The organism is Vibrio cortegadensis, from assembly GCF_024347395.1.
In the GTDB taxonomy this organism is placed as follows: Bacteria; Pseudomonadota; Gammaproteobacteria; order Enterobacterales; family Vibrionaceae; genus Vibrio; species Vibrio cortegadensis.
Window position 1 is genome coordinate 723,844 of sequence record NZ_AP025472.1, and the last position, 22,958, is coordinate 746,801.

Genomic DNA, 22,958 nt, shown 5'->3' on the forward strand with positions numbered 1-22,958 from the left:
ACTTTTAGCGATATAAAACAGAGCCAGTGGATGATGTATTCTTTACTGGCTTCTGTTTATACATCTCTTCATCGGCATAGTTGACTAAGTCTTGGCTATTGTTTGCGTGATCAGGGTAGATCGCATAACCCATACTTGCTTCGATAGTACAGCTTCCGGTTTTATACGCTATTGGCTGGGAAATGCTCTCTTTGAGCGCATCAATGAGGTTAATGACGGGGTCAGTATCTTCGATGTCATTGAGTATCACAATAAATTCATCACCACCTAATCGCGCCACAATATCGGACTTTCGTAAGTTCCTTTGAATCCGAGAAGCCACCGATTGTAATACGATATCCCCGACATAATGGCCGAGTTGATCGTTAACTTGTTTAAATTTATCTAAATCAATGAATATCACAGCGATCTTTTGATGATGCCTCTGAGCTAAAGCAATGGACTGTTTTAGGTAGTCTTCCATTAAATAGCGATTTGGAAGACCTGTGAGCTTATCGTGCCCAGCATGGTACTCTGCTTTGGCGATAGCATTGTAAGCGTCGCCTAATTTATTGCCCATTTCAACGACATGGTTTGCTAGATTATCAAGCTCAGCAAACTTCATCCTTGGTTTCTGCTGCTGATAATTTCCTTGGCCAATACTTTGAACGAGTTTAAGAATGCTGTTTAGTTCAGATACGGACGATTCGCCGATACGAGCGGAGCGGTGAGTGATATAGAAGAAGAAAATAAGATAGAAGAAAAATAGCCCCGCCACCATTAGCCAACCAATGTTTGCCAAATTTTGTTTGATGTCGAAATAGCGACGTTCAATCTGTTTGGATGGCGCAAGAAACACTAACTTCCAATCCGTTCCTGGTACTTGAGCCCAACTCATTATCATTGGGTTGTTTAAAGTGATTAAGGTGGATCCTTGAGGAGTCGAAAGTAATGTAGAGATATACTCTTGGGTTTTTGGGTGTGTTTTTAAATTAAAACGACTGGGCTTAAATTGGTCCTGATCGATGTGCTGAGTATATTGGTGAGAAGTGAGTTCTTTCAGTGCAAAATCTTTTTCAGCTCTTTCTGGCATTGCGATTATCGATCCATTTTGATCAATAATCATTGCGTAGCCTAACCAACCAATTTGGATATTTAGCATTTCTTTTATTATCGACTTCAAGGTGATATCGACCCCGACAACCGCTTCTAATTTGTCTGGTTCTGCTGTGGAGTAAACAGGGGCTATGGAGGAAATCATCCACCCTGAGCCGGCGGGATCTAAGTAAGCATCTGTCCAAACCGCTTCTCTGTTGGGGTTATGTTTTAAATCTGCCAGGTAGTAAAAGTTAAAATCAATCAAGTCGATTTCGCTTGAGAATGTCGTCAAGGTGTTTATATATGGATAAAGCCGATTGTATGAGTCATAAGTATTGATATACACCTGCTGGATTAGGTCGTTCGAGCCATGAATGGACTTCATTAGTGGGTCGAGGGTGGCGGTCACAGCGACTTTTTCTTTCTGCTCTTTGTCTATGGTATTAATCGCGCTGTAGTAAACGGAAGAACCGCCATTATTGTGTGTCGTGTGGTACACACCATCAGGTGATAACGCTAAATTGTCGGCGTATATCTTTGTTGCATCATCACTATTGAGAACCCAACTTGTTTGAGAGGCAAAGATTTTTGTGGCAGCTTGAATGGACGTTAACTGGTGGTCGATTCTTTTCGCCGCTTTTAACGTATGGATTTGAATACTATCGTAAGCGGCATCGACTGCGAGTTGAATAGATTGGTCATTACTAATGGTCACGCTCAGCCAGTAAATACAGAGAAAGGTCACTTCAACAAATAGAAAGGGGATTATCGCCGCACGTATGAAGGAACGCCGGACTGTTTTTGGTATTGTTGTGAGCTTTTCTTTTCCAGACATATATGCCTTTAGCTTCGTAATTAGAACTTACATATAAGCGTAGACATATATCCTGTTATTTATATAGATATAGTTAAAAGTTTATGATTATTTTAATGATTTTAATCAAATTATTAACTTTTAGATTATCTGAACTGCCCCGTTTCACTCATAAATTCAAACCCGGCAGAAGCCAGTTTTGATACTAAAGTTAATTTATCAATTTCGAAGTATGCAGTGAGTTTATTTAAGTCTCCAGAGAAGTCATCACGAAGCTTCATGTTGATAATGCTCATGAGCATAATTGGGTCCATTTTTTCAAAATTAGACAGGTTCATATTAATCCTCGAAATCAGAAATTAATAGATTGGCAGCCGCAAAAGCTGCTCGCTCACGAGTTCCTTTCGGCAGTGATTCATCTGCTGCAATGTCGTTTAGTGTTTTCAATACGCAAGTGATTGCTTGCGGAATGTAGCCCTGATCGCCACTGCCAATTTGTGCGTATAGTTCTCTTACTAGATCACAACAATCGTATATTTTCATGGTTTAACCTTCACTAAATGATAACTGGTCTCAATATACACAGTGAGCACTCGAAAAACAAAATCAGATTGTTGTGAGAGTTGTTCTATCTCAAATAGCGGTATGAGTTGGTGGTATTTCCATCAAATCAGGTGTCATATTCGATCAAAGCTATTCAACTGATCCACCATTTATTCACTCATTAACCTGCGACTTATCAACATTCTATTTATCAACCAGCTATTACTAGCCAGCTATTATTAATTTAGCTATTCACTGATTTGCGCGCTCAGTTGAGCAACAAGGTCGGGAGCCAAGTTAAGTTGCTTAGCCAATTCTTGAAGGTAAGCTTTTTCCATGAAGTTTTGTTCATCAGCCACAAGTAATGACGCTAAGTACACCTCTGCGGCTTCTTCTGGGGAAGAGACAAGGGTTGCAATTTCAGCAGGATCAAGAGGCTTACTAAGTTCCTGCTGTACAAACAAGTTCACACTAGGATCAGCTCCTAACGCCTCCACTGCTTGTTGAATTTGGTGCTGTTCTTGTTCATCAACATGTCCATCCGCTTTAGCTGCGGCGATCATCGCTTGCAGAATCAAGGTATTTTGCTTCTCTTCATTCGTTAGTGAGGTGGAGTGATTTGATGCATCTAAAGAGGTTGATGATGTCTCTAAGGCGCTAGGTGCAGATGCTGGCTGGTTAGACTGCCAATCTTTATACACTTTAAATGCAAGCGCTCCTAATGCCGCCGCACTCGTCACGCCAATGGCTTTTTTGCCCATTTTTCGAGTTTTTTTGGAGCCCATAAGTAGCCCTAAAATCCCACCTCCGACCGCGCCAGCCCCAAGCGTCGCAAGTTGGCTCTTATCTTTAGTTAATGAATTGAGCGTATTATTACTTGAGCTTGATGCTTGGGATAACTGCTCTTTTCCCTGCTTTACGATGTCAGAATTAAGTGCTTGGTTAAGTAAACTGGTTAGATTCATAAAGTACCTCCGAATAGTGATATCGTCAGACTAAATGAATGAAGATGAATAGGGGATTAACAGGTGAGAAAGAAAAGCGATCATGGAACTCGACGAGAATAACACTCAATAAAAATAACGCTCAATAAAAAGGGCTGCCATTGTGGCAACCCTTTAGAGAAACATAACTCAGATTACTTAAATATGATGGTCTTATTTAAGCTGAGATAATAGATGATCAACAACAGTGTCCATTGCAACTGCGTCTTTATCACCTGTACGACGGTTTTTGTATTCGAAGTTACCTTCGTCCATGCTGCGGTCACCAATAACGATAGTGTGAGGGATACCCACAAGTTCGATATCTTTGAACATAACACCTGGGCGCTCTTTACGGTCATCAAATAATACTTCGATACCTTTGGCCGTTAGATCTGCGTATAGCTTTTCAGCCGCCTGTTTAACGCGCTCAGACTTGTGCATGTTCATTGGAACGATAGCTACTTGGAACGGCGCTAGTGCGTCTGGCCAAGTAATACCGAATTTATCGTGGTTTTGCTCGATAGCAGATGCAACAACACGTGAAACACCGATACCGTAACAACCCATTTCTAGGATTACGCTCTTACCATCAGGACCAAGCACGTTACAGTTCATTGCTTTAGAGTAAGTATTACCTAGTTGGAAGATGTGACCCACTTCGATACCGCGCTTAAGCTGGATAGTACCTTGACCACATGGGCTTGGATCGCCTTCAACAACGTTACGTAGGTCTTCAACTTGAGCAAGCTCAACGTCACGACCCCAGTTGATGCCGAAGTAGTGCTTACCGTCTACGTTTGCGCCAGCGCCGAAGTCGCTCATTACAGCAACAGAGCGGTCAACGATGAATGGTAGCTCTAGGCCAACAGGGCCAAGTGAACCAGGACCTGCACCAACAAGTGCACGGATTGCAGCTTCATCAGCCATCTCTAGTGGAGAAGCAACCTGTGGAAGGTTTTCTGCTTTCACTTCGTTCAGTTCGTGGTCGCCACGGATGATTAGCGCGATGATATCAGCGTCTACTTCATCAGACGCTTTAACGAACAGAGTCTTAACTGTCTTCTCGATTGCTAGACCGTGTTGTTCTACAAGCTCAGCGATTGTTTTTGCATTTGGCGTATCTACCAGTTCCATCTCTTGAGTTGGCGCTGCAACTTCTTCTGTAGGAGCTAGTGCTTCTGCTTTCTCGATGTTCGCTGCGTAATCAGATTCAGAAGAGAATGCGATTAGATCTTCGCCGCTTTCAGCAAGAACGTGGAACTCTTGAGAGCCGCTGCCGCCGATTGCGCCAGAGTCTGCCAATACTGGACGGTACTCAAGGCCCATGCGGTCGAATGCTTTACAGTAAGCATCGTGCATCGCTTGGTAAGACTTTTCTAAGCCTTCTTTGTCGATATCAAAGCTGTACGCATCCATCATAGAGAATTCACGAGCACGCATTACGCCAAAACGAGGGCGGCGTTCATCACGGAATTTAGTCTGGATTTGGTACAGGTTTAGAGGTAGCTGTTTGTAAGAGCTGATCTCGTTACGTACTAGGCTTGTCACTACTTCTTCAGCTGTTGGGCTAAGAACGAATGGACGAGAGTGACGGTCAGTGAAACGAAGTAGCTCAGGCCCCATCTTTTCAGAACGGCCAGTCTCTTCCCAAAGCTCAAACGGTTGAACTACGGGCATCAAGATTTCAACGGCACCTGCATTATCGATCTCTTGGCGAACGATATTTTCGACTTTACGCAGTACACGTAGACCAGTAGGTAGCCAAGTATATAAACCTGAAGCTAGCTTACGGATCATACCTGCACGTAGCATCAGCTGGTGGCTGATAACTTCTGCGTCGTTTGGAGTCTCTTTCAGAGTAGAAAGAAGGTAGTTACTGGTACGCATTCTATGGTATCCGTTTCATCATTGATAAAAGAAAATTTATTGTGCCTTTGCAGCAATAAATTGAATTGAGCTGATCATGATATCAGCCTAACAGCGATCTCAAAAGTGCTCAATGTGAGTTACTGTTATGAAAAGAGGGCCAACGGTGAATTTTACGTTCAAATCGAACAAATTTACCGCATATTCCTTTTCATCTAGCTTGTTTTTTTTGTAGGCAGGTCGTGGATCTTGCCCAAGCACCTCTTTGATGACTTGGATGATATGCTTCGCCTCGGGATGCTGGTTAAGCTTAGAGATCGCTTGTTCTGAAAAGTTGACTTCTAATATTTCAGGTTCTTCAGCCGCAAAGCCGCCTTTTGCATCTGGTATAGAATCGGAGTAGGGGATGTAGGGCTTAATATCAACAATCGGGGTGCCATTTACGAGATCAACACTGCCGAGATCTAACCAAGTTTGGTTGCCTTGTTGGGTCACGCCCTTTAATTCTACCGCAGACATTCCAATTCCATTGGGGCGAAATGTAGCTCGTGAGGCAAACACGCCAATTCGCTCATTTCCCCCTAAACGTGGTGGCCGAACGGTTGGTTTCCATCCTGCCGCTAAGTTTTTATCGAATAGAAACAGTAGCCAGATATGGCTAAATTGCTCGATACCACGAACCGATTCGGGCAAATTGGCCTCTCCCATCAGTTTGATTCTTGCGGTCGCACTTGGAGTCAGACGCGGTTGGCGTGGTACGGCAAATTTTTCTTGGTAAGGGCTTTGGATGACGCCTATTGGTTCAATTGGATACATGGCTTTTTACTGTTTTAAGTATTCGAATAGTAATTATGTTATCGCTTGGCAAGGATTCGGTCTAAATGGTTAGCAAACTCGCGGCGATCGGTTTGAGATAAAGTGCTTGGGCCACCGGTTTGAATACCGCTTGAACGCATGGTATCCATAAAATCTCGAATATTAAGTCGGGCTTTAATGGTCTCTTTGGTATATAGCTCACCACGGGAACTGAGTGCTTGACCACCCTTGGTAATGATTTCATCCGCAAGTGGAATATCAGAAGTGATCACTAAGTCACCAACTTCTGTACGCCTAACAATTTCATTATCAGCTATATCAAAACCACTTGGGACTTGGAGCGAATGAATATTGGCGCGTTTTGGTACAGGGACGACATGGTTGGCAACAAAGGTGCACTCTACGCCAGTTCTTTCCGCTGCTCGAACGATAGTTTCTCTAATTACTTTTGGACACGCGTCGGCATCAACCCAAATCTTCATTGGTCAGTATTCCTATTTATTTTCTTGGTTTTCTAATGCTTCGATACGAGCGGTTAGTGCCTTTACTTGAGCCTCTAACTGCGCGATTTTATCTTGTGTGGAATCTGCTGTTTGAGCTATTTCCACTTTAGGTACTCGATGATTATTTTTCCAACTTTTGATAGTCGCAATTAATGCTGGCATCGGAACCGGAGAACTTAAACGAGCCTTGACGATGGCAACAGTTGGTTCTTTTCCTTGTTCTTTCAATGTCTGCAGCACATTTTCAAGCTCTGCCGATATATCTTTAGTTAACATTTGAACCCTCATCGTTGGTTTGAGTGCATGCTACTATTTTTGCTTGGATTAGGCGAATCCGTTCATTATTGGGTTGTGATTGTAGCGGTACTTTTGATAAATGGGAAAATAAGAGATTGCTTGTAAGAGATCGCTTACAAAGGTGTAAGTAAAAGTGATTTTACCCATGCGATATGGCTAATGGTTTTACCATAACCTGTTGAATAATATGGCCTATGTATTTTTTTGAATGATTTGAGATAATTTAATATTGCTCAAGGTCCATTGAGATGGTGCTAAAAAAGCGTAAATTAGACCTTGTCGAAAGGGAAGCGGCACGGAACAGGAAACAACCACGGATTTGGTTATCTTCTAGGATGAAGATTTGATTATTCAGGACGAGTAATCAGCATGGAGCGAAGGACATTGTACGGACGCAACAGTCGATAGGATATTGGCTGCAAAGGAATGACAATGGACACCTTTAGGATAAAGGTTAGGAACAACATCAGGATGATGTAAGGGATACCGCTCAAGGAACAAGTGACGTGAGTTAGCTAGGATTTGTTAACTGTCAGGATGACTAGGACACCGCTAGGATGGCGAAGTAAAGGAAAGAGCTGAAAGAATCAGCCACTATTACGGACGATGCATGGAGCATAAACAAGTAGCCGGATCGCTGCGGGTAAGACTACAGCCCTGATACCTCGGTATCAGGGCTTTCTTATATTCCAACGTTTTTTGTTCCGTGGTCAATGTTTTATCCCGAATGGTATGAGAAAATTTCGGAACTGATACAAGGAATGTAAAATGACGATTGCGACCACCAGAACTCTGCTCACCCCATATACAGAGACCCTAGAAGCTGACTTTGTAATTTTGAATTGCAATGCGATTAATCGCGCTCAAATGAATGGAGCACACTCTGTTTCGTCAGCAAAAAAACTATTTCAAACCGTGCTTAATGACCCATCATTATACGCAATGGCGGTACTGGATAATAAAAACCGAGACTATTTAGGGCATGTGTTTTTACAGCATTCTGATGATGGTCTTGCGGAGTTGGGGTTTATTTTTGATCGTTCTCACTGGGGGAAAGGCATTGGATTTGAAGCCCTTAAAGCTTTTCTATCGAAAGCGTGTTGGGAGCTTTCATTAATGGAAGTGTATGCAACGGTTAATGTTGGACATCAACCGTCGATACGTATACTTGAAAAATTAGGGTTTAAACAAGGCGAAGTGAAATCTGATATTCATGGACCATATTATGAGTACCGATTTACATCCGATGCGGTGGTAAGTGAAACTGCATAGGACGAAAGCCGACCATGGTTAATTGACCTTGGTAGCAATCATCTCCAAGCGCTGAAAACTCAAAATTGTAGACAGTATGCCAGCGCCAATTGCCTTGAGGTGTTTTTAGCTTATGGCCACCAAACGCAACACTAACCATTTGAAGTTCTAACTGCTCACACTTCCTTGTTACGGCTGCTTTTGCGAGTTCTGATTGCCTTCTCTGTTGCCAGAAAAGAAAGCACCCAAAACTGAGCAGTAGTATCGACAGTAGATCTCCGATCATGAAATTCCCTCTATGATTTTGTCGCTTTTTGCAGATTCATTAGCGCAGAGCCTAGTTCTTGAGATGGATTGGAATGAAGAAGCGGTAACATGACCATTCTTAATTCTGGCAACATCACTAGATCTGCAAATAATTGATTAAATAGAGCCTGATTGCCACTTTGAGCTAATCTTAGTAAATATTTTTCTGCGGTTTTGCTTTCTGACAAAGCCTGCCATGTTCTACCTGCTATTGCGATTAACACTTCAGGATGACTCAACCTTGGGCTTGCTAAGATACCGTCAATGATTGGCTGGTATATATTTTTGCTAGTACCCGATAGTGCTCGAGCATAAGCCGAGAGTAGAAATAGATCAGGATCTTGAGAATCAATTTGTTGCTGTGCTAACTCTTGGATTTTTAGCGCTAACTTTTCAGGTAGTGTTGAGTGCTCTAAAGCTCCCAGTACACCATATAGTGGTTCATTTGCGATATGTGCTAGTGCTTTTCGCATCATTAAACCGTTCTGATCACGATCTAATCGGGCACAAATATCAGTAATGCCTTGAAGTCCAACGGTTTGCCAATTTGCCCAGCCTAAACCACCAGAGAAGTAATGTTGGGCGTGTTCATAATATTGACTTGTCGCAAGGTTTAAGTGAGCTCTGACTTGGCTGTGAAAAACGGCCATCTTGTCATCAGCGGGTTTAAACGTATAAGGATTATTCGCTAGCTTATCTTGCTGCTCTTCTGTCATATTGCTATTGATACGACTTCCCATCGCTTCGATAACATATTTCAGGAAATTACCCACCTCAGCTTGCTCTAGAAGACCTCGTTCGTCTAAAGAGAACTTCAGAAACCAAATCCATGGCTGATTATTGTCATTCCAGTAAGCGATTCCGATATGTGCATGTCTTTGACTTGGGAATGGATACGGCTGTTTGCCCGCCTCAACATTTTCGAATTGTTGGCTGTCGATGGTTTGAATTCGGCGACCTAAATCAAAAATCTTATACTGACATTGGCTATCTTGTAACAATTGGCTAAGGGTGTGAATGGTTTCCATGGGCAATAAGGTCCTAACTTTCTTTACTCAATAGATGGTACTCTATGGCACAAATTCAAGGTTAGTAAACAAAATAACTTGGTGAACAATGACCACAGCGGCAAAGATAACGAATATTTTAAATGAATTGGAACATCAGATGCGCAAACTGGGTGTCTGGCAGGCGACAAAACCAACCGATGACGCTTTAGCCAGTCGGGAACCTTTTTCCATTGATACATTACAACCCGAGCAGTGGTTACAGTGGATCTTTATTGCCAAAATTCGTCAACTCATTGAGTTAAATCAGCCGTTACCGAAAGGCTTTGAAATGTCGCCTTATTTTTCTGAAGTGTGGAAAGAGCGCCAAGAAATGCAGCCTCTTCTACTATTAATTGAATCGATAGAAAAGGCTTGCCATTAATGCTCGATATTATTTTTCAAGACGAATATTTTGTTGCGGTCAATAAGCCTGCGGGTATGTTAGTGCACCGTTCTTGGCTTGATAAGCATGAAACTCAATTCGTCATGCAAACGCTGCGTGATCAAATCGGGCAACATGTATTTCCTTTACACCGATTGGATAGACCGACATCTGGTGTGTTGGTTTTCGCACTTTCTAGTGAGGTTGCCTCACAAGTGATGCCAATGTTTGCCAATCATGAGATGCAGAAGACCTACCACGCTATTGTTCGAGGCTGGATCGAAGAGGGAGCTACTCTCGATTACCCTTTGAAAGTGGAATTGGATAAAATTGCAGATAAGTTTGCGAAAGAAGATAAAGAGCCTCAAGAAGCGGTGACTGCCTATGAGCCGTTAGCCAAAGTTGAAATTCCATATTCAACGGGGCGCTTTCCTACGAGTCGCTACGGGTTAGTTGAAATGGCTCCAAAGACAGGGAGAAAGCATCAACTTCGCAGGCATATGGCCCATTTAAGGCACCCTATTGTCGGTGATACGTCTCATGGTGATGGGAAGCATAATAAACTCTTTCGAGAGAATTTAGAGTCGCATCGTTTATTACTTCACGCTTCAGAGCTGCGTTTTATTCACCCATTCACTCAACAAGAGTTGGTATTAAAGGCGAAGTTCGATGAAACATGGTTGGCGTTGTTTGAACGATTTGAGTGGCAAGATATTCTTGAGAAGCGAGAAGCGAGAAGCGAGAAGCTAAAGATTAAAGATTAAAGATTAAAGATTAAAGATTAAAGATTAAAGATTAAAGTATAAAAGGGCGAGGCACAGTGGTGTGACTCGCCCTTTTTCAGTTTCAAATAAGGTTATTTCAATTTTTCTAAGTCAGCTTCAATCTCAGCGATTTTACTCGATACGACTTTCTCAAGGTGACGCAAGTCGGTGAGGATCTTCTGTTTTACGTCGAGCTCTGGCGCTTTAATTGGTTTGGTAATTTTGTTTAATTCATCAATCACCAAGGTTAGATTTCTATTAATCTCAGTGACTTCTTTGTATTGATGGCTACCGCTGTCGACCAGTACATTCTTAATTTGACGCGGATATTTGAATTTTACACTTTTAGCAAAAAGCTCACCTTTTTGTTTATGAAAATAGATCTTCAAAACATCTTTGTGAGCTTCTTGACGTAGGGAATAACGCTCAATTTGTTTAGGGTCTTGAATGCCTAAACCAGTGAGGTTTGGATACATAAGTTACCTCTATAATTAACATCAGTGACATAAACCAATGTAGCAGCCTAACTGTGTGGTAGATAGATGATCTTTAGGCTTGAGTGATAAGTTGTGGGCAAGATCGCGATTAATTTTTCATCTTAATCTCGCTCACAACGTACGCATAACGATATTAGGTACTAACTGGGGGCAAGTTGTGAAACATTGAGAATCAGTTTCTCTCTTAATACCTCTTTTTGATGATCACTCAATCGACCACCATCACTGGTTAAGATAAAGAGATCTTCTGCTCGCTCTCCAATCGTGGTGATTTTTGCGCCATGTAAGCTGATATTAAGTTCAGAAAAAGTGGCACCAACCTTGGCGAGTAGCCCAGGAGTATCAAGCGCAACAAATTCCATCAAGGTGCGTTTTTTACTTTTAGTTGGTAGAAAATCAACTCTGGTTTTTACTTTGAAATGTTGAAGGTTTCTTGGGGCGCGGCGTACTTTTATTTTTGTAGGGCGGCCATCTTCAAGTACATGAACTAAGTGTTTCACCACGGCTTTGTGGCGAGATTCATCAATGGCTTGTCCATGTTGATCGAGAACCATGAATGTATCGATGACATAGCCATCTTTACTGGTCATCACTTGTGCGTCATGCACGTTAAAATTACGCCTATCTAATTCCGCTACAACCGTGGCAAACAGTGCTGGCTGATCTTTACAGTAAACGAAAACTTCTGTTCCGCCCCTTGTTGGTTTTTTGCTGATAAGGATCAGAGGTTCATCTGGGTTCTTTTGTCTGAGAAGATTCTCACAATGCCATGCGATTTGCTTATGGGTGTGGCGTAGAAAATAATCCGCTTTAAACCGCTGCCATAGAACTTCTATTTGCCTTGGGCTAAAGTTCTCTTTACGTAGAAGGGCAGATGCGAGTTGCTGGTTGTGGCGGATTCTATCTCTAATATCGACAGGGTTCTCTAATCCGCGTCTTAATGCGCGTTGAGTTGAGTGGAACAGCTCAGCAAGAAGCGTGCGTTTCCAACTGTTCCAAAGTTCAGGGTTGGTAGCACAAATATCGGCTACGGTTAAACAGACTAAGAACTCTAAGGACTCTTCATCGCGTACTTTTTTGGCAAACTCAGTGATCACTTCGGGATCGTATATATCACGTCTTTGCGCGGTAACCGACATGAGAAGGTGATTTTGAACTAACCAAGAGACTAACTTCGCTTCGGGTTTCGATAGACCGTGCTCGATGCAAAAATTATAAGCTTCAACCGCGCCAATTTCAGAATGATCCCCTCCGCGGCCTTTACCAATATCATGGAAAATGGCCGCAAGAATTAGCAACTCCTTCTTCTGAATCCGAGGGTATACCTCACAGCAGATAGGGTGCTTATCTCTATTTTTCGCGTAACTGAACTGATTAATATGTTTGAGCAATCGCATGCTGTGCTCATCTACCGTGTAGACATGAAAAAGATCAAATTGCATTTGACCGACAATCTGACTCCATTGCGGTAGGTAGGCAGAAAGAACCCCTAAACGGTGCATTAAACGAAAGGCTTTATGTAATGCGTTAGGGTGACGAACAAGATCCATGAACTTTTCGCGTGCTGCGGGAATGGTATGCAAAAATTTATTTAAGCGACGTCGAGCGGTTCGTAACTGACGAAGAGTTGGGGGGCTGACTCCATCAATGGTTGAATCATTCGCAATATGAATAAACATATCTAAGATGGTTTCAGGTCTGGCTTGGAACAGTGCTGGCTTTCTTGCTTCAATGAGTGAGCCTCGGCGCTGGAAGTCATTGTCTAATATTTCAGGCTCAGACGTTTCCCCTCCATTTATAATAACTTGATCAAACAGTTTGAGCAGCATTTTATTGAGCTCAGAAACCCGTCTTAACGTTCGATAAAACTCTTTCATCATCTTTTCGACGGCGACATTACCTTCACCGACAAAGCCTAAATTTTCTGCGACGTGAGCCTGATGGGCAAATGTGAGTCGGTTGTCGTAACGTTTTAATTCGCTGTGCAGTGCGAAGCGAACACGCCATAAGAAATCTTGGCACTCAACCAACTCGCGATATTCTGCATCGGTCAGAAATCCAAAACGGCTCATTTCCAGTAGTGATGTTGCGCCAAAATGCCGGCGAGCAACCCAACTGAGAGTATGGATATCTCTTAAGCCACCTGGTGTCGATTTGATGTCGGGCTCTAAGTTATAAGTGGTATCGTGAAAACGAGCATGACGTTGCCTTTGCTCTTGGATTTTTGCTTTGTAAAAGACTTCGCTCGGCCAGAATGATTCAGAATGTACTCGTAATTTTAATGCTTGAAACGTCTCTTCGCTGCCACACAGAAGTCGAGACTCTTGTAAGTTTGTTGCGACAGTTAAATCCTCACGGCCAATGTCATTACACTCATCAACCGTTCGAACGGCATGGCCAACTTCGAGCTTTAAATCCCATAACAGAGTAATGAACTCACTGATTTGAACGCCAAGCGCATCGGGTAGTTTATGCTTGGAGACAATGAGGATATCAATATCAGAAAGAGGGTGAAGCTCACCTCTACCATAACCACCTACGGCAACTAAACTTAAATTTGGTCGTTCATAGAAGCCAAAATGACGCCATAATCGTGTCAGCAACAGATCCATATATTCTGCACGAGCGAGGACTAAATCGTTTATTGGGTGCTGGTTGAGAAACTCTTGCTTTTGGTAGCAAGTGAAAATATCGAGCTGCTCTTTTAGTTCTGAGACTTGAAGCTGCTCATCGCTAAAAGTGAGTGGTGATTGATAAGGCATTGTCTGCAATCCATGCAAGAAAAGTAGAATAAAACTAATCTACCAGAATATAGGGCTAGATAAAAAAATATCCCCGATTGACGGAGATATTTCAACAAAACAGATTCGATGTCGTTAGCTAATAATTAGTTAACTAGCAGTCGTGGAATGGTGTCTTCGTTACGAAGTGTCAGCACTTCACAACCTGTATCAGTTACGAGAAGAGTATGTTCCCATTGCGCTGAGTTTTTGTTATCAGCGGTGTAAACTGTCCAGCCATCTTCATCATCAAGGCGGCAACCAAATTTACCTGCATTGATCATTGGTTCAATAGTAAAAATCATTCCAGCTTTTAAAACTGTACGATCACTGTTTTTGTAGTGAACCACTTGTGGATCTTCATGGAACTCAGCACCAATACCATGTCCACAATAGTCTTTAACGATCGAAAATTTAGCACGAGGGTTATTCTTATTGTTGGTCTTGATGTATTTCTCAATCGCAGTACCAATTTTACCCAGCTGAACACCCGGTTTAACTTGGCGCATACCTTCATATAACGCTTCTTGAGCAACCATACATAGGCGCTTGTTAACGGCTGATACATCACCCACAAGGAACATCTTAGAAGTATCACCGTGGTAACCTGTAGGACGTACGCTTAGGTCCGCATTTTCGTCATCAGGGATGATTACGGTAATGTCAACGTTGAGAATATCACCATCTTTTAATACTGCAGGTTTGATTTGACCATTAACGACAACATCTTCTTCTGCAGGGATGCCGTGACACACAATGTGGTTGATTGACGTACAGATAGATTTAGGAAAACCGTGATAATTAAGAGGGGCAGAGTAGGCACCTTTCGCAAGCGCGTATTCATGACAGATGGTGTTTAACTCTTCTGTCGTCGTACCCACTTGAATATGAGGTTCAATCATTTCTAAAATTTCTGCTGCAAGTTTGCCCGCAACGCGCATTTTTTCTATTTCTTCAGCTGTTTTGATTTTTACAGACATTGGCTTTCTCTATTATCTATTTTCAGATGCCTTAAGATGGCTATAGCCGCTATTCTATCAGTGAGACACGGAAGCGCAATTGAAATCCGTTTTCATTTAGATTTTGTTCGCCCAATTTGACTAAGGAAATTGGCTTTTTACTGGAAATTTATAATCAAACTATGGTATAAAGCGCGCCGGGAACAAAGACTGTTATCTCCTGTTTGGCGAAGCAGCTTTGACCTATACTTAATTATCTTTAAATCACACACATTTCGACACATGTTCCGGGGTGCTTCAACTTCATTAACTCAGGTTAATAGGTTAGGGGTCGGATGCATGGGGAATGTGGAGGCCTAACCCCATAGAGGATTTTAAAATGGCAACTGTATCAATGCGCGATATGCTTAAAGCTGGTGTTCACTTCGGTCACCAAACTCGTTACTGGAACCCAAAAATGAAGCCATTCATCTTTGGTGCTCGTAACAACGTTCATATCATCAACTTAGAAAAAACTGTACCAATGTTCAACGAAGCTCTTACTGAGCTTGCTAAAGTTGGCGAGAAAAAAGGTAAAGTTCTTTTCGTTGGTACTAAGCGCGCTGCATCTGAAGCTGTTAAAGAAGCTGCTATCAACAGCAACCAGTTTTACGTTAACAACCGCTGGTTAGGCGGTATGCTAACAAACTACAAAACTGTTCGTCAGTCTATCAAGCGTCTGAAAGAACTTGAAGCGCAAGCTCAAGACGGTACTTTCGACAAGCTTACTAAGAAAGAAGCTCTAATGCGTACTCGCGAAATGGAGAAGCTAGAGAAATCTCTTGGTGGTATCAAAAACATGGGCGGCCTACCTGACGCTCTATTCGTAATTGATGCAGATCACGAACACATCGCAGTTAAAGAAGCAAACAACCTAGGTATCCCAGTTTACGCTGTTGTTGATACTAACTCTAACCCAGACGGCGTTGACTTCATCATTCCTGGTAATGACGATGCAATCCGTGCGGTACAGCTTTACCTAAACGCTGCTGCTGATTCGGTTAAAGAAGGTCGTAACAAAGATGTTGCTGCTATCACTGCTGAAAAAGATGGTTTTGTAGAAGCTGCTGAATAATAGCGACTCCAACCATTACTTAGTTTTGGAAGACAGAGTTTTAGTGAACCCTCGTTTTAATAGAAACTAAGTTATAGTTAGCATCAGGGGCCCTCTATTTGGCCCCTGATTTTTACCTTATTTTAGAATCAACCGAGGAATCGAGAATGGCAACTGTAACTGCTGCTCTAGTAAAAGAACTTCGTGAACGCACAGCTGCGGGCATGATGGAATGTAAAAAAGCACTTGTTGCTGCTGAAGGCGACATTGAGCTAGCGATTGAAAACATGCGCAAATCTGGCGCAGCTAAAGCAGCTAAAAAAGCGGGTAACGTTGCTGCTGAAGGTACAATCCTAATTAAAGAAGAAGCAGGTGTTGCTGCTATTCTTGAAGTTAACTGCCAAACTGACTTCGTAGCAAAAGATGCAGGTTTCCTTGCATTTGCTAATGAAGTAGCAGAAGTAGCATTAGCTGAGCGCCTAGATATCGCAGCTCTTCAAGCTAAATTTGAAGAAGCACGTATCGCGCTAGTAACTAAAATCGGTGAGAACATCAGCATTCGTCGTGTTGAATTCATCGAAGGCGCTAAAGTTGGTTCTTACCGCCACGGCGACCGTATCGGTGTTGTTGTAGCTGGTGAAGCTGACGAAGAAACTATCAAGCACGTTGCTATGCACGTTGCTGCGTCTAAGCCTGAGTTCCTAACTCCTGCTGACGTACCTGCTGATGTAGTTGCTAAAGAGAAAGCGGTTCAAGTTGAAATCGCAATGAACGAAGGCAAACCACAAGAAATCGCAGAAAAAATGGTTATCGGCCGCATGAAGAAGTTTACTGGTGAAGTATCACTAACTGGTCAAGCTTTCATCATGGAACCTAAGCAAACTGTTGGCGATATTCTTAAAGCTAAAGGTGCTACAGTAACTGACTTCATTCGTTTAGAAGTTGGTGAAGGCATCGAGAAAGCTGCAGAAATGAGCTTTGCTGATGAAGTTGCAGCGGTACAAAAAGGTTAATCCTTAGTGTATTGCTAATGAAAAGACCGTGGCCATTGCTGCGGTCTTTTTATGACTGCTGTACCCATTTTATTAATTGTCATGATTTGGTATTTCGTTTCATTATTAGAGATGATGAAAGTGTTCAGAGTATTAAATCATGACTGTTAATTAACTACTCTCTTTGGAAGGTATACTTCATGACTACGAACCCTAAACCAGCATATCAACGTATTCTGCTTAAACTTAGCGGCGAAGCCCTTCAAGGCGAAGAAGGATTTGGTATCGATGCAACGATACTTGATCGTATGGCTCAAGAGATAAAAGAGCTTGTGGAGCTAGGTGTTCAAGTTGGTGTGGTTATCGGTGGCGGTAACCTTTTCCGTGGTGCTGGTCTGGCTGAAGCGGGTATGAACCGCGTTGTTGGTGATCACATGGGTATGCTTGCAACCGTAATGAACGGCTTAGCAATGCGTGATGCTTTACACCGTGCATATGTGAACGCACGTGTAATGTCTGCAATCCCACTGAAAGGTGTATGTGACGATTACAACTGGGCAGATGCAATTAGCCAACTTCGTCAAGGTCGCGTTGTGATCTTCTCGGCAGGAACGGGTAACCCATTCTTCACTACAGATTCTGCTGCATGTTTACGCGGTATTGAAATTGAAGCGGATATCGTTCTAAAAGCGACAAAAGTTGATGGCGTATTTACAGCTGACCCTGTAGCCAACCCTGAAGCAGAGTTGTATCATACGCTTTCTTACAACAGCATTCTTGAGAAAGAGCTGAAGGTTATGGACTTAGCGGCATTTACACTAGCACGTGACCATAAAATGCCTATTCGTGTATTTAATATGAACAAACCAGGCGCATTACGTCGCGTGGTAATGGGTGAAGCAGAAGGCACGCTAATTAGCGATGCTGAGTAATTATAAAATTACAAATCAAATGGTTTGTATTTTATAGTCATCCTATTCATTCTTTTTAGTACGTATTCATCAAAGCGTATTCTTTAAGAAAAATTATTTAAGGTGAAATTGTGATTAACGAAATCAAAAAAGACGCGCAAGAGCGCATGGAAAAAAGTGTAGAATCACTACGTAACAGCCTACTTAAGATCCGTACAGGCCGTGCGCATCCAAGCCTTCTGTCTGGCATCTCTGTAGAGTACTACGGTGCAATGTCGCCACTAAACCAAGTGGCTAACGTCATCGCTGAAGACGCGCGTACGCTGTCTATTACTGTATTTGATAAAGAGCTTACTCCTCTTATCGAAAAAGCAATCATGAAATCAGATCTAGGTTTAAACCCTATGTCAGCGGGTACCGTTATCCGTGTACCACTTCCACCACTAACAGAAGAACGCCGTAAAGATTTAGTAAAAATCGTTCGTGGCGAAGCTGAAGGTGGTCGTGTTGCTATTCGTAACATCCGTCGTGACGCAAACGGTGATCTTAAAGCGCTTCTTAAAGACAAAGAAATTTCAGAAGATGAAGACCGTCGTGCACAAGACGAAATTCAAAAGCTAACAGATGCTGCTGTTAAGAGTGTTGATGACGTTCTAGCAGTTAAAGAAAAAGAGTTGATGGAAGTATAACCAATACTTACAACTTTATGATTGGTAAGGCGCTGAGCTCGCAGCACAGCGCCTTTTTTTATGCTAGTCTGTCCAATCTTGACGATGGTACGTAAATTAACTTCATATGCAAAATTCTCAGAACTTCACAGACTCCCTTCCAAAACATATCGCTATCATTATGGATGGTAATGGCCGCTGGGCTAAATCTCATGGAAAGCCTCGTGTTTTTGGCCATAAAAAAGGGGTGAGTGCCGTAAGAAAAACGATATCAGCAGCAAGTAAGCTGAAAATTGAAGCGGTGACTTTATTTGCATTTAGTAGTGAGAATTGGCGTCGACCTGAAGAAGAGGTTGGCTTGCTTATGGAATTGTTTATTACTGTATTATCGAGTGAAATAAAGAAACTCCATAAAAACAATTTAAAGCTGCGCATTATTGGTGATAAAAGCCGATTTAGTGCTCGTTTGCAAAAGAAAATCATTGAAGCTGAAGAGTTAACCGCAAACAATACAGGTATGGTGGTTAATGTCGCGGCCAATTATGGCGGTAAGTGGGACATCACAGAAGCCATGAAGTCTATTGCCACTCAAGTCGCTGAAGGGAAATGTAGCGTAAGTGATATTGATGAGGATATGATCTCTCAACATCTCACTATGGCCGATATTCCAGAAGTAGACTTATTGATTAGGACAAGTGGCGAATGTCGCATAAGTAATTTTATGCTTTGGCAACTCGCTTATGCAGAGATGTTTTTTACCGAAGAATTTTGGCCAGACTTTGATGAAGATAGTTTGGTTGAAGCTGTAACTTGGTTTGTCAATCGAGTTCGACGTTTTGGTTGTACTGATGACCAGGTTAAAGCATTGATGGAAGAAAAATAAGGATTATAAAGTTTGAAACAACGAATCATTACCGCGTTGATTTTAGCTCCTCTAGTTATTTTAGGAATTTTTGAATTATCGCTCCCGCTATTTATGTTAGCACTAGCTGTGATCACACTACTAGGATTTTGGGAGTGGACGCAATTTGTAGAACATAAATCTCGTTATATGGCATTAATCCCATCCGTTATTATTGGTGCCGCAAGTTATGCCTTACTGCCTACCGATGCTGATAGCTTGAACTCCCTCTCTAGTTTGCACTTTTCAATTTTAGCTGTTGGCTCTATCTGGTGGATTATCGCGAGCGGTTTAGCGATAACCTACCCTAAATCGGCAGCTGGTTGGCAAGGCTCTAATGTCTTACGTCATGTGTTTGGGTTACTGACATTACTTCCTTTTTTTTGGAGTGTCGTGATTCTACGTGCCGAAGATATCTCTACTGATCCATACCACGGCGCTAAGCTTGTTATGTTTGTTTGCTTTTTAGTATGGGCGGCTGATAGTGGCGCTTACTTCTCAGGCAAAACATTTGGCAAAAGAAAGATGGCTCCCGCAGTAAGCCCTAATAAAACGATTGAAGGTTTATTGGGAGGCATTATTGCAGCGCTACTGGTTGGCTGGGGCTTCTCAGTTTGGTTTGATATCCAATTTGCAACGCCTTTACACATGATTGTGATCACGCTTATTACGGTTGTCATTTCAGTACTAGGTGATTTAGTAGAAAGTATGTTTAAACGTGTATCAGGAGTTAAAGATAGCAGTAATATCATTCCTGGGCATGGTGGCATCCTTGATCGCATTGATAGCTTAACCGCTGCCTTCCCTGTATTTGCTCTTCTGTACTATATATTTTAATAACGTTTTATTTTAGTGATTAAGGCAAGGTCATTCTTGCCTTTTTCTCGCAACTAACGGTCTATACGCAATGCGAAATTTAACTATTCTCGGCGCAACGGGTTCAATTGGCACTAGTACCCTCAAGGTTGTAGAGCAAAACCCTGAACATTTTTCAGTTGTTGCTCTGGCTGCCGGAACCAATGTAGAGAAAATGCGTCAGCTGTGTGAGAAATGGCGACCAAAATATGCAGTGATGGCAAGTGATGATGCTGCTAAGTTATTAAAAGAACAGCTATTAACATTAAAAATCTCAACTCAAGTACTGTCAGGCTTGGAAGGGATGAATCATATCGCTTCATTTGATGAAGTGGATACGGTGATGGCGGCTATCGTTGGCGCAGCTGGACTTATCCCTACTATGGCGGCGGTACAAGCGGGTAAGCGAGTGTTGTTAGCGAATAAAGAAGCTCTGGTGATGTCAGGACAACTCTTTATTGATGCGGTAGACAAATTTGGTGCAGAATTATTGCCAGTTGATAGTGAGCATAATGCTATCTTCCAATGCTTACCTAGTGAGATCCAAACTAACTTAGGTCGATGTAACCTCGAACAGAGTGGTGTTGATAACATACTACTGACCGGATCCGGTGGCCCATTTCGTTACACTGATGTCAGTGAGTTAAGTGCGGTTTCCCCTGCGCAGGCTATTGCTCATCCTAACTGGGCTATGGGGCCGAAAATCTCGGTTGATTCTGCGACAATGATGAACAAAGGTCTTGAGTATATTGAAGCTAAATGGCTGTTTAATGCCTCCAAAGAGCAGCTGAAAGTAATTATTCATCCTCAATCTGTCATTCACTCAATGGTTCAATATAAAGATGGCTCGGTGTTAGCTCAGATGGGCGAACCGGACATGTCGACACCTATTGCTTTGACAATGTCCTATCCTCAGCGTGTGGATGCTGGTGTCAAAGCGCTCGATTTTACTAAAGTGGGGCAGTTGACCTTCCTTGAACCAGATTTCGATCGCTACCCTTGTTTAAAACTTGCGATTGATGCGTGTTATGAAGGGCAATATGCCACCACCTCTTTAAACGCAGCCAATGAAGTCGCCGTTGACGCATTTTTGAATAACACACTTAAATTTACGGACATTGCAGCCGTTAATGAAGCTGTATTGTCTAAGGTCTGCGCGACTAACACCTCTCATTCCATAGATAGCTTGGAAAGCCTACTTGAGCTAGATAGAATGGCTCGAATATTTGCTTTAGAAGCCACTCGTGAGCGTAAATTATGATTGATATATTATGGAACTTCGGTTCATTTATCATTGCTTTAGGCATCTTGGTGGCTGTGCACGAGTATGGGCACTTCTGGGTAGCCCGCCGCTGCGGCGTAAAAGTGGAAAAATTTTCAATTGGTTTTGGTAAATCAATCTGGAGAAAAATGGGTAAAGATGGGACCGAATATAGCCTTTCAATGATCCCATTAGGCGGGTACGTAAAAATGCTCGACTCTCGTGTTGATGAAGTGCCTGAAGACCAAAAACAGTACGCGTTCGATCAAAAAGCATTATGGAAGAGGAGCGCGATTGTTGGCGCTGGTCCTGCTTTTAATTTTGTGTTCGCGATTTTTGCTTACTGGTTGGTGTTTTTAATTGGTATTCCAGCGGTTAAGCCCGTAGTCGGTGAAGTTATTCCAAATTCAATTGCGGCGCAGTCAGGTATTGAACGTGGAATGCAATTTCAGTCGATCGACGGTGTTAGAACTCTTGACTGGGAATCAGTGAATATGGGATTAATTTCTCATATCGGTGATGATGTGATGACAGTCACGCTTACGCCAGTTGATGGTGTTGGTTACGAAGAAGTGAAGACTCTCGACATTCGAGAATGGAACTTTAACCCAGAAACTGAGTCTGCTATGAGGGCACTTGGTTTTTCTCCGTTTACGCCTGAGATAACGCCTGTACTGGTTAACGTATCAGAAGACGGGGCAGGTGCTCGAGCTGGGCTGATCGCAGGTGATAAGTTTGTGCGAGTCAATGATGTCATCGTTGAGGACTGGCAGCAGATTGTAGAGGCGATACGCCAAAGTCCGAATAAAGTGGTGGCTTTAGAGATCGAACGAAATGGTGTGGTTCTTCCTATTGTGTTAGAACCAGATAGCAAAAAGATTTCCAAGGATAAAGTGATTGGTTTTGCGGGTATTGCACCGAAAGTCGCAGAATGGCCGCAAAGTTATCGATTTGAGCTGAAATATGGTGTATTTGAATCGATAGAAAAGGCGTTTGATAAAACAGGGCAAATTATAAGCTTGACGATCAGCATGCTTAAGAAGCTGGTTGTTGGTGATGTAGGCCTCGATAATTTAAGTGGGCCGATATCGATAGCAAAAGGAGCAGGAGCAACCGCTGATTATGGCATTGTTTACTTCCTTGGGTTTTTAGCATTAATCAGTGTGAATTTAGGGATCATTAATTTGGTTCCATTGCCTATGTTAGATGGTGGGCATTTGCTGTTTTTCGCAATTGAAGCCGTAACCCGACGCCCGGTGCCAGAAAAGGTACAAGAGATGGGGTATAGAGTCGGAGGAGCTATCATCTTCTCATTGATGGCGTTAGCAATATTTAATGATTTTACTCGTTTATGATTTTTAAATCGTAATCAAAAGCAGTAGCAAGG

General features: G+C 42.4%; 24 protein-coding genes. 11 read left to right on the forward strand and 13 right to left on the reverse strand.

What is annotated here, in order from left to right; genetic code table 11:
• Positions 1-4 precede the first annotated feature (4 nt).
• The 8 genes from OCV39_RS03390 to OCV39_RS03425 all read right to left on the reverse strand — a co-directional run bounded on the left by OCV39_RS03390 (position 5) and on the right by OCV39_RS03425 (position 6,881).
• Positions 5-1,792 (reverse strand): diguanylate cyclase domain-containing protein, encoded by a 1,788-nt coding sequence (locus OCV39_RS03390; protein ID WP_261888951.1) that lies wholly within the window; start codon positions 1,790-1,792, stop codon positions 5-7.
• Between the two features lie 245 nt (positions 1,793-2,037).
• On the reverse strand, positions 2,038-2,229 hold the full coding sequence (locus OCV39_RS03395) for a DUF4250 domain-containing protein (RefSeq protein WP_113799055.1): 192 nt from the start codon (positions 2,227-2,229) through the stop codon (positions 2,038-2,040).
• 1 nt (position 2,230) lies between these two features.
• Complete coding sequence (locus OCV39_RS03400; RefSeq protein ID WP_017053999.1) at positions 2,231-2,434, reverse strand: YaeP family protein; 204 nt, start codon at positions 2,432-2,434, stop codon at positions 2,231-2,233.
• 248 nt (positions 2,435-2,682) lie between these two features.
• The gene (locus OCV39_RS03405) at positions 2,683-3,399 is read right to left on the reverse strand and encodes a tellurite resistance TerB family protein (RefSeq protein WP_261888952.1); all 717 of its coding nucleotides are present in this window, start codon (positions 3,397-3,399) and stop codon (positions 2,683-2,685) included.
• 192 nt (positions 3,400-3,591) lie between these two features.
• Positions 3,592-5,307, reverse strand: coding sequence for a proline--tRNA ligase (locus OCV39_RS03410; protein WP_261888953.1), 1,716 nt, complete (start codon positions 5,305-5,307; stop codon positions 3,592-3,594).
• Positions 5,308-5,406: 99 nt separating this feature from the next.
• A complete protein-coding gene (gene tsaA / locus OCV39_RS03415; RefSeq protein ID WP_261888954.1) occupies positions 5,407-6,102 on the reverse strand; it encodes a tRNA (N6-threonylcarbamoyladenosine(37)-N6)-methyltransferase TrmO in 696 nt (231 codons plus the stop codon).
• A 38-nt stretch (positions 6,103-6,140) separates the two neighbouring features.
• Positions 6,141-6,584: a YaiI/YqxD family protein gene (locus tag OCV39_RS03420; protein ID WP_113799051.1), complete on the reverse strand. Its 444-nt coding sequence runs from the start codon at positions 6,582-6,584 to the stop codon at positions 6,141-6,143.
• Between the two features lie 12 nt (positions 6,585-6,596).
• Positions 6,597-6,881 (reverse strand): hypothetical protein, encoded by a 285-nt coding sequence (locus OCV39_RS03425; RefSeq protein WP_113799050.1) that lies wholly within the window; start codon positions 6,879-6,881, stop codon positions 6,597-6,599.
• Between the two features lie 789 nt (positions 6,882-7,670).
• Here OCV39_RS03425 and OCV39_RS03430 point away from each other — a divergent pair.
• Complete coding sequence (locus OCV39_RS03430; protein ID WP_261888956.1) at positions 7,671-8,174, forward strand: GNAT family N-acetyltransferase; 504 nt, start codon at positions 7,671-7,673, stop codon at positions 8,172-8,174.
• Here the strand turns inward: OCV39_RS03430 and OCV39_RS03435 are convergent.
• Positions 8,140-8,439, reverse strand: coding sequence for a DUF3301 domain-containing protein (locus OCV39_RS03435; RefSeq protein ID WP_113799049.1), 300 nt, complete (start codon positions 8,437-8,439; stop codon positions 8,140-8,142). The genes OCV39_RS03430 and OCV39_RS03435 overlap by 35 nt on opposite strands.
• A 10-nt stretch (positions 8,440-8,449) precedes the next feature.
• Positions 8,450-9,487 carry a DUF3549 family protein gene (locus OCV39_RS03440; protein WP_017053991.1) on the reverse strand — a complete coding sequence of 346 codons (1,038 nt, stop codon included), beginning with the start codon at positions 9,485-9,487 and terminating at the stop codon, positions 8,450-8,452.
• 88 nt (positions 9,488-9,575) lie between these two features.
• Here OCV39_RS03440 and OCV39_RS03445 point away from each other — a divergent pair, with 88 nt between their 5' ends.
• Complete coding sequence (locus tag OCV39_RS03445; protein ID WP_113799046.1) at positions 9,576-9,890, forward strand: YqcC family protein; 315 nt, start codon at positions 9,576-9,578, stop codon at positions 9,888-9,890.
• Positions 9,890-10,654 carry a tRNA pseudouridine(65) synthase TruC gene (gene truC / locus OCV39_RS03450; RefSeq protein ID WP_261888958.1) on the forward strand — a complete coding sequence of 255 codons (765 nt, stop codon included), beginning with the start codon at positions 9,890-9,892 and terminating at the stop codon, positions 10,652-10,654. Before OCV39_RS03445 ends, truC begins: the two co-directional genes overlap by 1 nt.
• 92 nt (positions 10,655-10,746) lie before the next feature.
• Here truC and OCV39_RS03455 read toward each other — a convergent pair whose 3' ends face one another.
• From OCV39_RS03455 to map, 3 genes are all read right to left on the reverse strand, one after another.
• Positions 10,747-11,130, reverse strand: coding sequence for a DUF3461 family protein (locus tag OCV39_RS03455; RefSeq protein ID WP_113799044.1), 384 nt, complete (start codon positions 11,128-11,130; stop codon positions 10,747-10,749).
• A 161-nt stretch (positions 11,131-11,291) separates the two neighbouring features.
• On the reverse strand, positions 11,292-13,913 hold the full coding sequence (glnD, locus tag OCV39_RS03460; RefSeq protein ID WP_261888960.1) for a bifunctional uridylyltransferase/uridylyl-removing protein GlnD: 2,622 nt from the start codon (positions 13,911-13,913) through the stop codon (positions 11,292-11,294).
• A gap of 125 nt (positions 13,914-14,038) precedes the next feature.
• Complete coding sequence (gene map / locus OCV39_RS03465; RefSeq protein WP_113799042.1) at positions 14,039-14,911, reverse strand: type I methionyl aminopeptidase; 873 nt, start codon at positions 14,909-14,911, stop codon at positions 14,039-14,041.
• A gap of 358 nt (positions 14,912-15,269) precedes the next feature.
• Here map and rpsB point away from each other — a divergent pair, with 358 nt between their 5' ends.
• The 8 genes from rpsB (at position 15,270) to rseP (ending at position 22,926) form a co-directional block, all read left to right on the forward strand.
• Entirely contained in the window at positions 15,270-16,004 is a 735-nt protein-coding gene (gene rpsB / locus OCV39_RS03470; RefSeq protein ID WP_017053985.1) for a 30S ribosomal protein S2, read from the forward strand.
• 146 nt (positions 16,005-16,150) lie between these two features.
• The gene (gene tsf / locus OCV39_RS03475; protein ID WP_113799041.1) at positions 16,151-16,996 is read left to right on the forward strand and encodes a translation elongation factor Ts; all 846 of its coding nucleotides are present in this window, start codon (positions 16,151-16,153) and stop codon (positions 16,994-16,996) included.
• A gap of 179 nt (positions 16,997-17,175) precedes the next feature.
• Positions 17,176-17,907 carry a UMP kinase gene (gene pyrH, locus OCV39_RS03480; RefSeq protein ID WP_017053983.1) on the forward strand — a complete coding sequence of 244 codons (732 nt, stop codon included), beginning with the start codon at positions 17,176-17,178 and terminating at the stop codon, positions 17,905-17,907.
• A gap of 110 nt (positions 17,908-18,017) precedes the next feature.
• Positions 18,018-18,575, forward strand: coding sequence for a ribosome recycling factor (gene frr / locus OCV39_RS03485; protein WP_017053982.1), 558 nt, complete (start codon positions 18,018-18,020; stop codon positions 18,573-18,575).
• Positions 18,576-18,681: 106 nt separating this feature from the next.
• Positions 18,682-19,437: an isoprenyl transferase gene (locus OCV39_RS03490; RefSeq protein WP_017053981.1), complete on the forward strand. Its 756-nt coding sequence runs from the start codon at positions 18,682-18,684 to the stop codon at positions 19,435-19,437.
• Between the two features lie 12 nt (positions 19,438-19,449).
• Positions 19,450-20,292: a phosphatidate cytidylyltransferase gene (locus OCV39_RS03495; RefSeq protein ID WP_113799040.1), complete on the forward strand. Its 843-nt coding sequence runs from the start codon at positions 19,450-19,452 to the stop codon at positions 20,290-20,292.
• A 70-nt stretch (positions 20,293-20,362) separates the two neighbouring features.
• Complete coding sequence (ispC, locus tag OCV39_RS03500; RefSeq protein WP_113799039.1) at positions 20,363-21,571, forward strand: 1-deoxy-D-xylulose-5-phosphate reductoisomerase; 1,209 nt, start codon at positions 20,363-20,365, stop codon at positions 21,569-21,571.
• Positions 21,568-22,926 (forward strand): sigma E protease regulator RseP, encoded by a 1,359-nt coding sequence (rseP, locus tag OCV39_RS03505; protein WP_171755996.1) that lies wholly within the window; start codon positions 21,568-21,570, stop codon positions 22,924-22,926. Before ispC ends, rseP begins: the two co-directional genes overlap by 4 nt.
• Positions 22,927-22,958: the final 32 nt, after the last annotated feature.

Bases quoted from the DNA above. Each gene is read 5' to 3' on its own strand.
- OCV39_RS03395 (WP_113799055.1), bottom strand. From the start codon at position 2,229: ATGAACCTGTCTAATTTTGAAAAAATGGACCCAATTATGCTCATGAGC.
- OCV39_RS03400 (WP_017053999.1), bottom strand. From the start codon at position 2,434: ATGAAAATATACGATTGTTGTGATCTAGTAAGAGAACTATACGCACAA.
- OCV39_RS03405 (WP_261888952.1), bottom strand. From the start codon at position 3,399: ATGAATCTAACCAGTTTACTTAACCAAGCACTTAATTCTGACATCGTA.
- OCV39_RS03410 (WP_261888953.1), bottom strand. From the start codon at position 5,307: ATGCGTACCAGTAACTACCTTCTTTCTACTCTGAAAGAGACTCCAAAC.
- tsaA (WP_261888954.1), bottom strand. From the start codon at position 6,102: ATGTATCCAATTGAACCAATAGGCGTCATCCAAAGCCCTTACCAAGAA.
- OCV39_RS03420 (WP_113799051.1), bottom strand. From the start codon at position 6,584: ATGAAGATTTGGGTTGATGCCGACGCGTGTCCAAAAGTAATTAGAGAA.
- OCV39_RS03425 (WP_113799050.1), bottom strand. From the start codon at position 6,881: ATGTTAACTAAAGATATATCGGCAGAGCTTGAAAATGTGCTGCAGACA.
- OCV39_RS03430 (WP_261888956.1), top strand. From the start codon at position 7,671: ATGACGATTGCGACCACCAGAACTCTGCTCACCCCATATACAGAGACC.
- OCV39_RS03435 (WP_113799049.1), bottom strand. From the start codon at position 8,439: ATGATCGGAGATCTACTGTCGATACTACTGCTCAGTTTTGGGTGCTTT.
- OCV39_RS03440 (WP_017053991.1), bottom strand. From the start codon at position 9,487: ATGGAAACCATTCACACCCTTAGCCAATTGTTACAAGATAGCCAATGT.
- OCV39_RS03445 (WP_113799046.1), top strand. From the start codon at position 9,576: ATGACCACAGCGGCAAAGATAACGAATATTTTAAATGAATTGGAACAT.
- truC (WP_261888958.1), top strand. From the start codon at position 9,890: ATGCTCGATATTATTTTTCAAGACGAATATTTTGTTGCGGTCAATAAG.
- OCV39_RS03455 (WP_113799044.1), bottom strand. From the start codon at position 11,130: ATGTATCCAAACCTCACTGGTTTAGGCATTCAAGACCCTAAACAAATT.
- glnD (WP_261888960.1), bottom strand. From the start codon at position 13,913: ATGCCTTATCAATCACCACTCACTTTTAGCGATGAGCAGCTTCAAGTC.
- map (WP_113799042.1), bottom strand. From the start codon at position 14,911: ATGTCTGTAAAAATCAAAACAGCTGAAGAAATAGAAAAAATGCGCGTT.
- rpsB (WP_017053985.1), top strand. From the start codon at position 15,270: ATGGCAACTGTATCAATGCGCGATATGCTTAAAGCTGGTGTTCACTTC.
- tsf (WP_113799041.1), top strand. From the start codon at position 16,151: ATGGCAACTGTAACTGCTGCTCTAGTAAAAGAACTTCGTGAACGCACA.
- pyrH (WP_017053983.1), top strand. From the start codon at position 17,176: ATGACTACGAACCCTAAACCAGCATATCAACGTATTCTGCTTAAACTT.
- OCV39_RS03490 (WP_017053981.1), top strand. From the start codon at position 18,682: ATGCAAAATTCTCAGAACTTCACAGACTCCCTTCCAAAACATATCGCT.
- ispC (WP_113799039.1), top strand. From the start codon at position 20,363: ATGCGAAATTTAACTATTCTCGGCGCAACGGGTTCAATTGGCACTAGT.
- rseP (WP_171755996.1), top strand. From the start codon at position 21,568: ATGATTGATATATTATGGAACTTCGGTTCATTTATCATTGCTTTAGGC.